Source organism: Rubrivivax sp. A210 (assembly GCF_904426505.1).
Taxonomy (GTDB): Bacteria; Pseudomonadota; Gammaproteobacteria; order Burkholderiales; family Burkholderiaceae_C; genus Rubrivivax.
In genome coordinates, this window is sequence record NZ_CAJGBN010000045.1 from 313,222 (window position 1) to 327,374 (window position 14,153).

A 14,153-nucleotide genomic window follows, 5' to 3' on the forward strand; every position below is an offset into this window, starting at 1 on the left:
TGCGATGGGCCGTCTGGCCAGCGGATGGCGTGCCGGCCTGGCCGACCCCGGCGCCTGGCGGCCGATTGCCGCCACGCTGCTGCTCAACCTGGCGCTGGCCCTTGTTGTCGTTGCCTCCATGGTGCAGTTGCGGCGCATCAACCACGAGAGCGTGGCCCAGATCGCCAGCAACACCGCCAGCCTGCTCGAAGCCAATATCGCGCACACGCTGTCCAAGGCCGACATGGCGCTGCAGTTCGTCGTCGACGCCCATCCGGCGCTGCAGCGGCATACGGCGCAGGAGCGCTCGCAGGCGCTGTCGCGCATTGCCGATCGCCACGGCGAGCTGAACGTGCTGTTCACCACCGATGCACAGGGGCTGGTGCAGCACTGGCCACCGCGCCCGCAGCAAGCGGCCTTGAGCGTGGCCGACCGCAGCTATTTCGCGCGCCTGCGCGACGACGCGGCCGCGGGCCTGATGATCACGCCGCCTCTCGTGGGCCGCACGACGGGCCAGCCCGTGGTGGTGCTGGCGCGTCGCCTGGCCGATGACCAGGGGCGCTTCGAGGGCATCGTCGCAGCGTCCATCTCGCTGCGCCACTTCGCTGCCGACTTCGAGGCCATGCTGCGCGAGCCGGGCGACATGCTCACCGTGCGCAATGTTCGTGGCCAGCCGCTGGTGCGCTTTGGCAGCCAGGGCCTGGTGCAGGCCGATCCTGCCGCCGAACCCGCCGCATCCAGCGCATCGGGCGCCTCGCCCGCGGCGGCAGGCATGCAGGCGCTGCTGCTCGGTACCGACCGGGTACAGGGCGAGCGCCGCAATGCCACTTATGGCTTCGCGCTGGAAGTGACGATGTCGGCGCAGGAGCACCGAGGCCGCCTGCAGGCCGAGACGGCAGCCATCATGGCGGGCTGGCTGGCCTTCGTCGGCGGCAGCGTGGTCTTCGCCTGGCGAGCCTGGGTGCAGCGGGCGCGCAAGCGCGCCGACGAGGGTGCGCTGCGCGACAGCGAGAGCCGCTTCCGCTCGTTCTTCGACCACGCGCTCATCGGCATGGCGGTGATCTCACCCACGCGCGAATGGCTGATGGTGAATCCGGCCTTGGCGGCCCTGCTGGGCCGCGGCCAGGAGGCGCTGCGCAACACCTCGGTGCTCGAGAGCGTGGCCCCGGTCTTCGCCGATGCGGCCAGCGGCGAACTGGGCGAGATCTTTGCCGGCCGTCCTGGCGGTGCCGCGGTGGAATCGCGCGTGGCACGCGCCGATGGCGGTGCGGTCGACGTGCTGGTGTCGCTGCGCAGCTTCGACGGCGAGGGCATGGCCGGCTGCCTTTCGCTGTGCGTGCAGGACATCTCGCGTCGCAAGGCCAGCGAACGCCAGGCCGCCGGTGCCTTGGCGATGACGCAGCGCTTCATCGACCACTTTCCCGGCGCCGCCTATCTCAAGGATGAGGGCCTGCGCGCGGTGCTGGTCAACCGCGGCTTCCAGACCCTGCTCGGGCTGGACCCGGCCACCGTGATCGGCAAGACCAATGCCGAGATCTACCCGGGCGAATTCGGCGCCAAGCTCGACCGCGATGACCGCGAAGTCCTGGAGTCGGGCCGCAGCCAGGTGGTCGAGGAGCCCCTGGGCAACAGCTGGTACGAATCGCACAAGTTCAGGGTCACGGGCAGCGACGGCCGCGCCATGCTGGGCGGGCTCACGCTGGACGTGACGCTGCGCCACCGCGTTGCCGAGCGCGTGGCCGCCATGCTCGAGCTCAACGCCCTGGGCGGCGAGATGGATGAGCACGACTTCGTGGCCCAGGCGCTGCAGGTAGGCGAGCGCCTGACGCACAGCCGTGCCGGCTTTCTGCACTATGTCGACGACACCGACGAGGCCCTCGAATTGGTGACCTGGACACCCGGTGCGTTGCCCGGCCTGGCGGCGCCGCCGGACCGCCACTGCGCTATAGACCAGGCCGGCCTGTGGACCCAGGCGTGGCGCTCGCGGGGCGCCCTGGTTGTCAACGACGCCGATGCGCTCTCGGCTGCGCAAGCCGGTTGCCGCGTCCTGCCCGAGGGCCACGCGCCGCTGCGCCGCCTGGCCTGCGTGCCGGTGGTCGAGGACGAGCGCGTGTGCATGCTGATGGCCCTGGGCAATGCCGAGACCGACTACGACGAGTTTTCGGTCGCCACGCTGCAGTTGCTGGGCAATGACATCTGGCGCCAGGTGCGGCGCCGGCGCGCCGATCTGGCGCTCAAGCAGCGCGTGGCCGAACTGGACGCGCTCAACCAGCAGCTGCGCGCCGCCCAGGGCCAGTTGCTGCAATCGGAGAAGATGGCCTCCATCGGCCAGCTCGCGGCCGGCGTGGCGCACGAGCTGAACAATCCCATCGGCTTTGTCCACTCCAACCTGGGCACGCTGGCCGAATACGTGCAGGAGCTGCTGGCGGTGCTGGACCTGTGCATGCGCAGCGCGCGCCAGCACCTGGGGCCGGCCGAGTTGCGGCCGCTGGACGAGGCCTGGCGCGAGCACGACCTCGACTACATGCGCCACGACATCGTGCAGCTGCTGGCCGAGTCGCGCGACGGCGCCGACCGCGTGCGCGTGATCGTCAAGAACCTGCGCGACCTGGCCCATGTCAGCAGCGACGAGCTGGTCTGGGCCGATCTGCGCGAGGGCCTGGACAGCACGCTCAGCATCGTCTGGAACGAGATCAAGTACAAGGCCAACGTCGTCAAGGAGTACGGCGAAATCCCGCCCATCCTGTGCGTGCCTGCGCAGCTGAACCAGGTCTTCATGAACCTGTTCGTCAACGCCGCCCAGGCCATCGAGCAGCGCGGCCGCATCACTGTACGCACGGGTGCTTCGGACACCGAGGTCTGGGTCGAGATCGCCGACGACGGCCGCGGCATCGCGCCCGAGCACCTGAGCCGCATCTTCGAGCCCTTCTTCACCACCAAGCCGGTGGGGCAGGGCACGGGGCTGGGGCTGTCGGTTTCGCACAGCATCGTCGCCAAGCACCGAGGCCGTCTCACGGTGTGCAGCGAACCCGGCGCCGGCACCACCTTCCGCATCGCACTGCCGCGCATCGCCACCGAGGCCGAGGCGGCCTGAGCTTCGCAACCCGGGGTGCGCGGGGCAAGAGCCCACCCGTCGTGGGGCTGCCTGGCAGATTTCAGGGGCGCGGGCCGGCCGCTCGCGGAGAATCGGCCGCCATGGAAATACTGAGCAATCCCCAGGCCTGGATCGCCTTTGCCACGCTGACCGCGCTGGAACTGGTGCTGGGCATCGACAACATCATCTTCATCTCGATCCTGGTCGACAAGCTGCCCAAGGAGCGGCGCGAGTTCGCGCGCCGGCTGGGCCTGTTCATGGCCATGTTCATGCGCATCGGCCTGCTGCTGGTGCTGGCCTGGATCGTGGGCCTGGTGACGCCGCTGTTCAGTGTGTTCGGCAAGGGCATCTCGGGGCGCGACCTGATCCTCATCCTGGGCGGCCTCTTCCTGATCTGGAAGAGCACGGGCGAGATTCACCAGTCGCTGGAAGGCGAGGAAGAACACGGCCCCAGCGCGGTGAAGGCCACCTTCACCGCGGTGATCCTGCAGATCATGCTGGTCGACCTGGTGTTCTCGCTCGACTCCATCATCACCGCAGTGGGCATGGTCGACGACGTGAAGATCATGATCGCCGCGGTCATCGCCTCGGTGGGACTGATGATGGTCTTCGCCGGGCCCATTGGCCGCTTCGTGTCCGACCACCCCACCATCAAGATGCTGGCGCTGTCATTCCTGGTGGTGGTGGGCGTGGTGCTGGTGGCCGAGGGCTTCGGCCACCATGTGCCCAAGGGCTATGTCTACTTTGGCATGGCCTTCTCGCTGGCGGTGGAGATGCTCAACATCCGCATGCGCAAGTCGCGCGCCAAGCCGGTGCAACTGCATCCGGCGCGCATACCGGGCAACGAATGACGGGCGGCGGCCCCCGGCGCCAGGCCGGGGCCGCACCCGCGCACCTCAGGCCGTCGGCAGCTTGTGGTCGCGAAACTGCTCGCGCAGCTTGATCTTCTGCATCTTGCCGGTGGCGCCCAGCGGAATGGCATCGACGAAGACCACGTCGTCAGGCGTCCACCACTTGGCGATCTTGCCCTCGTAGAAGGCGACCAGCTCGTCGCGCGTGACCTCGGCCCCGGGCTTCTTCATCACCACCAGCAAAGGCCGCTCGTCCCACTTGGGGTGCTTGGCGGCAATGCATGCGGCCATCGCCACCGCCGGATGGGCCATCGCGATGTTCTCGAGGTCGATGCTGCCTATCCACTCGCCGCCGCTCTTGATCACGTCCTTGCTGCGGTCGGTGATGATCATGTAGCCCTCGGGGCTGATCTTGGCCACGTCGCCGGTGGGGAACCAGTCGTCCTGCAGCGGGTCGCCGCCCTCGTTCTTGAAGTAGCGGGCCATGATCCAGGGCCCGCGCACATGCAGGTCGCCGGCCTCCTTGCCGTCCCAGGGCAGTTCGGCGCCGTTGGTGCCGACGATCTTCATGTCGACGCCGAAGACGGCGCGGCCCTGGGTCGACATCACGGCCAGGCGCTGCTCGGGCGTCTGGTGTACATGCTGGCTCTTGAAGGCGGCGGCGGTGCCGATGGGGCTCATCTCGGTCATGCCCCAGGCGTGGATGACGTACACGCCGTACTCGTCGAGGAGCTTCCTGATCATCGCCGGCGGGCAGGCCGAGCCGCCGATGGCGCTCTTGCGCATGGTGCTGAACTTCAGCCCGTTGGCGTCGACATAGGCCAGCAGGCCCTGCCAGACGGTGGGCACGCCGGCCGAGATGGTGACGCCCTCGCTCTCGAACAGATCGTAGAGCGACTTGCCGTCGAGCCCGGCGCCGGGCAGCACCAGCTTGGCGCCGGTCATGGGCGCGATGTAGACGATGCCCCAGCTGTTGACGTGGAACATCGGCACCACCGGCAGCACCACGTCGGCGGCGCTCACGCCCAGGCAGTCGGGCAGGGCGGCCGACAGGGTGTGCAGCAGGGTGCTGCGGTGGCTGTAGAGCACGCCCTTGGGGTTGCCTGTGGTGCCCGAGGTGTAGCACAGCGAACTGGCGGTGTTCTCGTCGAAGCGCGGCCACTCGTAGCGCCCGTCCTGGGCCTCGACCAGTTCTTCGTAGCACAGCAGGCCGCCCACCTTGGCGGCCTGATCGGCCGGTGGCATGTGGGCGCGGTCCGTCATCGCCACCCAGTGGCGGATGGTCTTGGTGCGCCCGGCCACAGCCTGGATCAGGGGCCAGAAAGTCATGTCGAAGAACAGCACCTGGTCTTCGGCGTGGTCGGCGATGTAGGTCACCTGGTCGGGGTGCAGGCGCGGGTTCAGCGTGTGCAGCACCGCGCCCGAGCCGCTGACGCCGAAGTACAGCTCCATGTGGCGGTAGCCGTTCCAGGCCAGGGTGGCCACGCGATCACCGGGCGACACGCCCAGCGTGGCCAGGGCCTGCGCCACCTGGCGCGAGCGCCTGGCGATCTGGCGGTAGGTGGTGCGGTGGATGTCGCCCTCGACCCGCCGCGACACCACCTCCTGGTCCCCATGGTGGCGTTCGGCGTGGACGATGAGCGAGGAAATCAGCAGCGGCATCTGCATCATCTGGCCGAACATGGGCTTGTCTCCTGGAGTTTTGGCCTGTCGTGCCGGCATTCTGGCGCAGGCAAGACACGCCGAGGCGCCGTCGGCGCCGGCCTGCGGGTAGACCCCGAATCGGCCGCTGGCCGCTCACGCGCCTAGGGCGCGCCGCCTTCGAACCAGCGCTGGACGAGGCCCCGTTCTTCGTCGCTGATGCCGGTGGCGTTGTTCAGCGGCATCAGCCTCAGCACCACGGCCTGCTGGTAGACGGCCTGGGCGTGCTGGCGCAGCAACTCGGGGGTGTGCAGGGCCACGTTCTTCTGGTTGACCTGGGCGTTGTGGCAGAGCACGCAGCGCTGCTGCACGACGGCGTGGACCTGGGCCAGCGTCACCGGCGGGGCGCTGGCCACCGCTTGCGGGCGCGGCGCCGGTGCCAGCCAGATGGCCAGCCCCAGCAGCACCGTCGTGCCCCCCGCCGCATATTCCCAGGGTACGCGCCGGCCCTGGGCCAGCGCCTTGTGGCGCACCACGAAGCTGTGGCGTATGAGCGCGCCGGCCAGCATCAGCAACACCAGCACCAGCCAGTTGTGGCGCGCCTGGTAAAGCCAGCCGTAGTGGTTGGACAGCATGGCCACCAGCACCGGCAACGTGAAATAGGTGTTGTGGACGCTGCGCTGCTTGGCGCGCTGGCCGTGGATGGCCTCGACGGCCTGGCCGGCCTTCATCTGCGCGATCACCTTGCGCTGGCCCGGAATGATCCAGAAGAAGACGTTGGCGCTCATCGCCGTGGCCAGCATCGCGCCCACCATCAGGAAGGCGGCGCGGCCGGCGAAGAGCTGGCAGGCGGCCCACGAGGCTCCGACCACGTAGACCAGCACCAGGCCAGCGACGAGGGTGTCGCCGCCGACCTGGCCGCGGGCCTCTCCCACGCGTCGGCAGATCTGGTCATAGACCAGCCAGAACAGCAGCAGGAAGGCGAGTGCGGCCGCCACCGCCATGCCGGGCTGCCAATCATGGACGCGGCGGTCGACGAGAAACTGGCTGGCGTTGAAGAGGTACATCACCGTGAAGAGCGCGAAGCCGCTCAGCCAGGTGGAATAGCTCTCCCAGAAGAACCAGTGCAGGTGTTCCGGCAGCGATTTCGGCGCCACCAGGTATTTCTGCGGGTTGTAGAAGCCGCCGCCGTGTACGGCCCACAGCTCGCCGCCCACGCCCTTGGCTGCGAGCGCCGGGTCCTGCGGCGCGAGCAGGCTGTTGTCGAGGAAGACGAAGTAGAAGGACGAGCCGATCCAGGCGATGGCGACGATGACATGGGTCCAGCGCAGCAGCAGGCCGGCCCAATCGAGCAGATAGCTTTCCACGGCCGGCCCGGAAGACTGCGGGCCCGGATCAGTTGTTCTTGAGGTCGGCCGCCTTGAGGGCCGGCGCCCAGTCGGCCACCTGCCGCGCGACGAAGGCGCTGAACTCGGCGCTGTTCATCTTCACGGTGGCGATGCCCAGTTCCTCGAAGCGCTTCACGATGGCCGGGTCGGCCACGATGTCGGCCAGCGCGTGGGCCAGCTTGTCGGCCACTTCCTTGGGCAGGCCGGCGGGGCCGGAGACGCCGAAGTAGTTCTCGGCCAGCAACTGCGGCAGGCCGAGTTCAACCACCGTGGGCACCTCGGGCGCCAGTGCAGAGCGCTTGCGCGAGGTCACGGCCAGGCCCTTGATCTGGCCCGCCTTCATCATCGGCACATAGGCGGTGATGACGTCGATACCGACCGGAATGGTGCCGGCGATGAGGTCGGTGGTCATGGGCGCGCCGCCACGGTAGGGCACATGGGTCATGCCGAACTTCAGTTCGTGCTTGATCATTTCGCCGACGATGTGACCGATGGAGCCCGGCCCGCCGCTGCCGAAGCTGCCCTGGGCCGGGTTGGCGGCGGCGAACCTGGGCAAATCCTTCAGCGCGGCCGGCCCGGTCTTCGGATGGGCCATGATGACCACCGGGGCGATGCCCAGCATGGCCACATGGCTGAACTGCTTGACCGGGTCATAGGGCTGCCTGGGCACGGTGAACGGGCCTATCGACAGGGGCGTCGAGTTCGACAGCATCAGCGTGTAGCCGTCGGGCGCCGAGCGCGCCACCTCGAGGCCGCCGATGGTGCCGCCGGCGCCGGGCTTGTTGTCGACGATCACCGCCTGGCCCAGGGCCTTGGCCAGCGGCTCGGAGATGGCGCGTGCGACGATGTCGCTGGCCCCCCCGGCAGCGAAGGTGACGACGATGCGGATCGGCTTCTCGGGGTAGGCGGCAAGGGCGGGCGCCGCGGCGATCAACAGCGTGGGCAGGGCGAGCAGGGCCAGGCGGTGCAGGCGGGTGGTCATCGAGGTCCTCCAGGTGATGGCGGCAAGCGTGCAAGCCCCGTGCCCGTGGGCGCCGTCAGGAGCCGCGGTAGCTGCTGTAGGCCCACGGGCTCACCAGCAGGGGTACGTGGTAATGGCCCGCGGCGTCGGCGATGCCGAAGTCGAGTTGCACCACATCGATGAATGGCGGCTCGGGCAGGGCGACGCCGCGTGCACGGAAGTAGGGCGCCACCTCGAAGACCAGCCGGTAGCGGCCCACCGCCATCTCGTGCGCCGCCAGCAGCGGGCCGTCGGCGCGGCCGTCGTCATTGAGCGCCAGGTCGCGCAGCGTGGTGAGCTCATCGCCATCCCGTCGCTGCAGCTTGACGCGCATGCCCGCTGCCGGGCAACCGTGGGCGGTGTCGAGGACGTGGGTGCTGAGGTGGCCCATGGTTGGTCGATCCTTTGGCGATGGCGGCCGACTGTAGCGCCATGAGGGCTTGGCCAGCAGGGCGCTGGGCAAACCCGGCCCCGGCACAATCCCTGCCTGTCCCTGGCCAACGCAGCGAGGCGAGCCGCATGAGCACCCGCATGAGTACCCATTACCCCCGCGACCTGCGCGGCCACGGCCGCCGGCCGCCCCATGCGTGCTGGCCGGGCGGCGCCCGCATCGCGGTTCAGTTCGTCCTCAACTACGAAGAGGGCGGCGAGAACAATCCGCTGCACGGCGACGCCACGACCGAGACCTTCCTGTCAGAGCTGGTCACGGCCCAGGCCTACGAGAACCGGCACATGACGATGGAGTCGATGTACGAGTACGGCTCGCGTGCCGGCATCTGGCGCATCCTGCGCGAGTTCGACGGCCGCGGCCTGCCGCTCACGGTGTTCGGCGTCGGCAGCGCGCTCGAGCGCTACCCCGAGCTGGTGCAGACCTTCCTGGCACGCGGCGACGAGATCGCCAACCACGGCCTGCGCTGGATACACCACCAGCACATGGCCGAGGCCACCGAGCGCAAGCACATCGCGCTGGCGACGAACCTGCTGAGCGAGCTCACCGGCGGCCGTTGGCCGGCCGGCTGGTACACCGGGCGCGACAGCCCCAACACGCGCCGCCTGGTGGCCGACCAGGGCGGCTACGAGTACGACAGCGACTACTACGGCGACGACCTGCCTTTCTGGCTGCAGGTGAAGAAGAGCGACGGCACGCTGGCGCCGCACCTGGTGCTGCCGTATTCGCTGGACACCAACGACATGCGCTTCGTCCAGGCCCAGGGCTTCAACACCGGCGAGCACTTCTTCAATTACCTGCGCGACGCCTTCGAGGCGCTCTACGCCGAGGGCGATCCGGCCGGCGAGGACAGGCCCAAGATGATGAGCATCGGCATGCACTGCCGCATCCTCGGCAAGCCGGGGCGCATTGGCGCGCTGCAGCGCTTTCTCGACCATGTGCAGTCGCGCGAGGCGGTGTGGATCTGCCGCCGCATCGACATCGCGCGCCACTGGCGCAGCCAGCATCCTTTTGACCCTGCCACCGCTTTCCTGTGGCGATGAGACCGGCCGAATCGGCCCTACCAGGATGACCGACATGCTCACGCTCGCACAGCTCAATGCCGCTGATCGCGCCGGCTTCGTCGCGCTGCTGGATGGCACCTACGAACTCTCGCCCTGGGTGGCGGAACTGGCCTTCGCGCGCCGCCCTGCGGCCGGCTTTGCCAGCCTGGCGGCGCTGGCCCAGGCCTTGGTGCTGTCGGTGCGCGAGGCCGGGCGCGAGACGCAACTGCGCCTGATACGCGCCCACCCCGAACTCGCCGGCAAGGCCATGGTGAGCCAGAGCCTCACGGCCGAAAGCACGCACGAGCAGGGCCGCGCCGGCCTGGCCGATTGCACGCCGGAAGAATTTGCCCACATCCAGCGCCTCAACGCCGACTACAACGCCAAGTTCGGCTGGCCCTTCATCCTGGCCGTGCGCGGGCCGCGGGGCAGCGGACTGGCGCGCGCCGAGATCATCGCCGCTTTCGAGCGCCGCCTGGCCGGCCATCCCGACTTCGAATTCGCCGAGGCGCTGCGCAACATCCACCGCATCGCCCGGCTGCGCCTGAACGACAAGTTCGGCTTCACGCCCACCCTGGGCCAGCGTGTCTGGGACTGGGCCGAGGCCCTGGCCGCCCACAGCGACCCCGGCTACAAGGATCGCGGCGAACTCACCGTCACCTACCTGACCGCAGCCCACCGCGCCGTGGCGGCCCAGTTGCGCGCCTGGATGCAGGAATGCGGCTTCGACGAGGTGGGGATTGATGCCGTCGGCAATGTCGTCGGCGTCTACCACGGCAGCCAGGCTCTGGCGCCGCGGCTGCTGACCGGCTCGCACTACGACACCGTGCGCAACGGCGGCCGTTACGACGGCCGCCTGGGCATCCTCGTGCCCATGGCCCTGGTGGCCGAGCTGCACGCGGCCGGGCGCCGCCTGCCTTTCGGCATCGAGGTCGTCGCCTTTGCCGAGGAGGAGGGCCAGCGTTTCCCGACCAGCTTTCTGGCCTCCAGCGCCCTGGTCGGCGGCTTCGACGCCGCCTGGCTGGACCAGCTTGACGCCGAAGGCATCAGCCTGCGCGAGGCGATGCGCGCCGCCGGCCTGCCGGCCACGCTGGAGGCCATCGCGGCGCTGCGGCGCGACCCCGCGCGCTACCTGGCCTTCGTCGAGGTCCACATCGAGCAAGGGCCGGTGCTCGACGCGCTGGATCTGCCGCTGGGCGTGGTCACCTCGATCAACGGCAGCCTGCGCTACCGCGGCGAGGTGATCGGCCGCGCCAGCCACGCCGGCACCACGCCCATGGACGCCCGCCGCGACGCCGCCTGCGCCGTGGCCGAGCTGATGCTCTTCGTCGAGAAGCGCGCCGCCGCCGTGCCTGATGTCGTGGGCACCGTGGGCATGCTCGAGGTGCCGGCCGGCTCGGTGAATGTCGTGCCCGGTCGCTGCCGCTTCAGCCTCGACCTGCGCGCCACCACCGACACCGCCCGCGATGCCCTGGCCACCGACGTGCGGGCCGAGCTGGCGCGCATCTGCCGCGTGCGCGGCCTCGCCTTCCAGACCGAGCTGATCGCCAGCGCCGCCGCGGCACCCAGCGCGCCGGCGTGGCAGGCGCGCTGGGAGGCGGCCGTGGCCGCACTGGGCCTGCCGCTGCACCGCCTGCCCAGCGGCGCCGGCCACGACGCGATGAAGTTGCACGAGGCCCTGCCCCAGGCCATGCTCTTCGTGCGCGGCGGCAACGCCGGTATCAGCCACAACCCGCTGGAGACGGTGACGGCCGACGACGCCGACTTGTGCGTCGCCGCCCTGCGCCAGCTCGTTGAAGGCCTCGCCGCATGAAGACCACGGCAGCGGCCACCATCCGCGACATCGCGCGCATGCCTTTCGACCTGCCGCCGTGCTGATCGACGCGGGCTGTCGGCGATGAGCTGGCAGGGCGAGCTCCAGCTGCGCTACTGGCGCGACGGCGCGGCCACGCGCGCCCACGACCTGCACCATGGCCCGCTGCGCGTGCTGCAGGCCCTCTACCCCGAGGGCGCGGGCATCTGCCACCATGTGCTGGTGCATCCGCCGGGCGGCATCGCCGGTGGCGATGAGTTGCGCATAGACGCCCGCGTCGAGGCCGGTGCCCACGCCCTCATCACCACCGCCGGCGCCACGCGCTACTACCGCAGCGACGGCGAGCCCGCGTCGCAGCGCGCACGCCTGCGGGTGGCCGCCGGCGCGCGCCTGGAATGGCTGCCGCTGGAGACCCTGGCCTACCCCGGCTGTCGCGCCGACAACGAGACCGTGGCCGAGCTCGCGCCCGGCGCCGAGATGATGGGCTGGGAACTGCTGGCCCTGGGCCTGCCGGCCTCGGGCCGGCCCTTCGCGAGCGGCTGGTTCCGCCAGCACCTGGAACTGCCCGGCGTGTGGCTGGATCGCGGCCTCGTGGCTGCCGATGATGGGGCCCTGCTCGATTCAAAGCTGGGCTGGGCCGGCCGCCGCGTGCTGGCCACGCTGTGGTTTGCGGCGGGAGAAGCGTTGGTGTCGGCGCGCCGTGAAGCGTTGCTCGAAGCGGCGCGCGAGGCCATGGCCGGCCAGTCTCCGGCTGCCCATGGTGCTGCCGCCCTCGTCGCCGGTGTCACTGCGGTCCAGCCCCAGGTGCTGGTGCTGCGCGTGCTGGCGCCGGGCGTCGAGCCGGCGCTGGCCCTGTTGATGCGGGTGCGCGCCGCCTGGCGCGGCCTCGCCTGGGGCCTGGCTGAAGAAGCGCCGCGCGTCTGGCGGTTGTGATCATCGCCGTCCGGGCGGCGTGAAGCGGCTCAGGCCGCCTGGCGCGCCACCGCCGCGGGCGGGGCTGCGCTGCGCGGCAACCGCTGGCCCTGGCGCAACCGCTTGGCGCGTTCGGCGCGGCCCTCGTGCAGGCGGCCGGCCAGGGGCAGGGCCGCCATCATCGCGATGGCCACCACCGCGCCGTACAGCGCCAGGTGGTGCTCGATGGCCCAGCCGGTGAGGGCGCGCGCCACGCCGTAGAAGGCGGCGACCAGCCAGCTTGCGGTGCTGAGGGCGCCGCTGCACATCAGCAGCGCGGCCTCGCCGCGGCCCAACGGCCTTTCGCTTACCAGGCGAGGCAGGCACCACTTGTTCAGCAGCAGGCCGTTGGCCGTGAGCACCAGCACTGCCAGCAGCTTGGCCACCAGCTTGGGCCGCTGGGCGATGACCTCGGTGTCGAAGCCGGTGTCGACGGCGATGAGGGCCAGGCCCGTGAACCACAGCGCGGCAAACAGCCAGGCGATATGGCGGCTGGCGGTCTGCAGGGCGCGCGCACTGATGCGGCCCCGCAGCAGTTGCCAGTCGGTGCTCAGCACGCGGTGCAGCGCAAACGCGCACAGCAGCAGATGGATGTAGAGCAGGCTGGTGCGCAGCAGAGGGGTCGGGTCCAAATCGGCGGCTCCGGGGTGGGGTGCGCAGTGTCGGCGACGATTCGTGAGGTATTTCACGCCGGACACAAAGCGTTTCCCCGCCGCACGCCCGGACAAGCTTGTTGCGCGGCTTGCTATCGTGCGGCCATGTACGCAGCGCACTTCGGTCTCGACCGCGAACCTTTCTCGATCGCGCCCGACCCGCGTTTCCTGTTCATGAGCGAGCGCCACCGCGAGGCGCTGGCCCATCTGCTCTATGGCGTGGGCGGGGGCGGCGGCTTCGTGCTGCTGACCGGCGAGATCGGCGCCGGCAAGACCACGGTGGGCCGCTGCTTCCTGGAGCAGGTGCCGTCGCATTGCGTCGTGGCCTATGTCTTCAACCCCAAGCTCAGCGTGGCCGAACTGCTGCAGACGGTGTGCGCCGAGTTCGGCATCGCGCCGCCGGCCGCCCCGTCCGGCCTCAAGGCCCAGGTCGATGCGCTCAACCTCTTCCTGCTCGAGGCCCATGCCCAGGGCCGCCAGGCGCTGCTGGTCATCGACGAGGCGCAGAGCCTGAGCGCCGAGGTGCTGGAGCAGCTGCGCCTGCTCACCAACCTGGAGACGGCCGAACGCAAGCTGCTGCAGATCGTGCTGATCGGCCAGCCCGAGCTGCGCAGCATGCTGGCCCAGCCGGGGCTGGAGCAACTGGCCCAGCGCATCATCGCCCGCTACCACCTGGGCGCGCTTTCGCTCGACGAGACGCGCCAGTACCTGGCCCACCGTCTGGTGGTGGCCGGCCTGCGCGGGCGCCTGCCCTTCGATGCCGATGCGCGCCGCGCCATCCACCGCCTGAGCGGCGGCATCCCGCGGCGCATCAACCTGCTCGCCGACCGCGCCCTGCTCGGCGCCTATGGCGGCGGCCAGGCGCGCGCCGACCGGCGCACAGTGGTACAGGCAGCGCGCGAGGTCTTCGACCGCGCGCCGCCGCCGGTCGGCCGGCGCTGGGTGGTCGCTGCGGCGCTGGCCGCAGTGGCTGCCGCGGCGGCCGGCCTGGGGCTGTGGCCGCGTGGGGATTCGCCATCCAAGGCTGCGGCGGCGGCCAGCGCGCCGAATGCGACGGCGGCGGCTTCGGCGCCTGCCTCCATGCCCGCCGCGGCGACTGCATCGGCTTCGTCGGCCGCCGCGGCCTCACCCCCGCCGGCCGACGATGTCGCCGCCCTGCTGGCAGCTGCGCGCCCCGACGCCGCCACCGCCTGGCGCGAGCTGGCGCTGCGCTGGGGCGTGGCCATCGGCGAGGGCGAGCCCTGCGCGGTGGCGGCGCAGGCGCGGCTGGCCTGCTACAGCGGTCGTGCTGG

The 14,153-nt window shown here is 70.3% G+C and carries 11 protein-coding genes; 6 read left to right on the forward strand and 5 right to left on the reverse strand.

Annotated features, from left to right (window positions below):
• The first annotated feature begins 4 nt into the window (after positions 1-4).
• Together JMV16_RS19690 and JMV16_RS19695 are read left to right on the forward strand one after the other, a co-directional pair.
• Entirely contained in the window at positions 5-3,073 is a 3,069-nt protein-coding gene (locus JMV16_RS19690) for an ATP-binding protein (protein WP_201495997.1), read from the forward strand.
• Between the two features lie 101 nt (positions 3,074-3,174).
• Positions 3,175-3,924: a TerC family protein gene (locus JMV16_RS19695; protein WP_201495998.1), complete on the forward strand. Its 750-nt coding sequence runs from the start codon at positions 3,175-3,177 to the stop codon at positions 3,922-3,924.
• Positions 3,925-3,969: 45 nt separating this feature from the next.
• On the opposite strand, the gene JMV16_RS19700 is transcribed toward JMV16_RS19695, so the two are convergent.
• From JMV16_RS19700 to uraH, 4 genes are all read right to left on the reverse strand, one after another.
• Positions 3,970-5,607, reverse strand: a complete 1,638-nt coding sequence (locus tag JMV16_RS19700; RefSeq protein ID WP_201495999.1) for a 3-(methylthio)propionyl-CoA ligase — start codon at positions 5,605-5,607, stop codon at positions 3,970-3,972.
• A gap of 122 nt (positions 5,608-5,729) precedes the next feature.
• The gene (locus tag JMV16_RS19705) at positions 5,730-6,932 is read right to left on the reverse strand and encodes a urate hydroxylase PuuD (protein WP_201496000.1); all 1,203 of its coding nucleotides are present in this window, start codon (positions 6,930-6,932) and stop codon (positions 5,730-5,732) included.
• 28 nt (positions 6,933-6,960) lie between these two features.
• Positions 6,961-7,935, reverse strand: coding sequence for a Bug family tripartite tricarboxylate transporter substrate binding protein (locus JMV16_RS19710; RefSeq protein WP_201496001.1), 975 nt, complete (start codon positions 7,933-7,935; stop codon positions 6,961-6,963).
• A gap of 55 nt (positions 7,936-7,990) precedes the next feature.
• On the reverse strand, positions 7,991-8,344 hold the full coding sequence (gene uraH, locus JMV16_RS19715) for a hydroxyisourate hydrolase (RefSeq protein WP_201496002.1): 354 nt from the start codon (positions 8,342-8,344) through the stop codon (positions 7,991-7,993).
• Positions 8,345-8,484: 140 nt separating this feature from the next.
• Between uraH and puuE the strand changes: the two genes are divergently transcribed.
• The 3 genes from puuE (at position 8,485) to JMV16_RS19730 (ending at position 12,190) form a co-directional block, all read left to right on the forward strand.
• Positions 8,485-9,444, forward strand: a complete 960-nt coding sequence (gene puuE / locus JMV16_RS19720; RefSeq protein ID WP_201496003.1) for an allantoinase PuuE — start codon at positions 8,485-8,487, stop codon at positions 9,442-9,444.
• A gap of 34 nt (positions 9,445-9,478) precedes the next feature.
• Positions 9,479-11,257, forward strand: a complete 1,779-nt coding sequence (uraD, locus tag JMV16_RS19725; RefSeq protein ID WP_201496004.1) for a 2-oxo-4-hydroxy-4-carboxy-5-ureidoimidazoline decarboxylase — start codon at positions 9,479-9,481, stop codon at positions 11,255-11,257.
• 84 nt (positions 11,258-11,341) lie between these two features.
• Positions 11,342-12,190 (forward strand): urease accessory protein UreD, encoded by an 849-nt coding sequence (locus tag JMV16_RS19730; RefSeq protein ID WP_201496005.1) that lies wholly within the window; start codon positions 11,342-11,344, stop codon positions 12,188-12,190.
• Between the two features lie 29 nt (positions 12,191-12,219).
• Here JMV16_RS19730 and JMV16_RS19735 read toward each other — a convergent pair whose 3' ends face one another.
• Positions 12,220-12,840, reverse strand: coding sequence for a hypothetical protein (locus JMV16_RS19735; RefSeq protein WP_201496006.1), 621 nt, complete (start codon positions 12,838-12,840; stop codon positions 12,220-12,222).
• A gap of 126 nt (positions 12,841-12,966) precedes the next feature.
• On the opposite strand from JMV16_RS19735, the gene JMV16_RS19740 reads away from it, so the two are divergent.
• A partial coding sequence (locus JMV16_RS19740) for an ExeA family protein (RefSeq protein ID WP_201496007.1) occupies positions 12,967-14,153 on the forward strand: 1,187 nt, incomplete at its 3' end.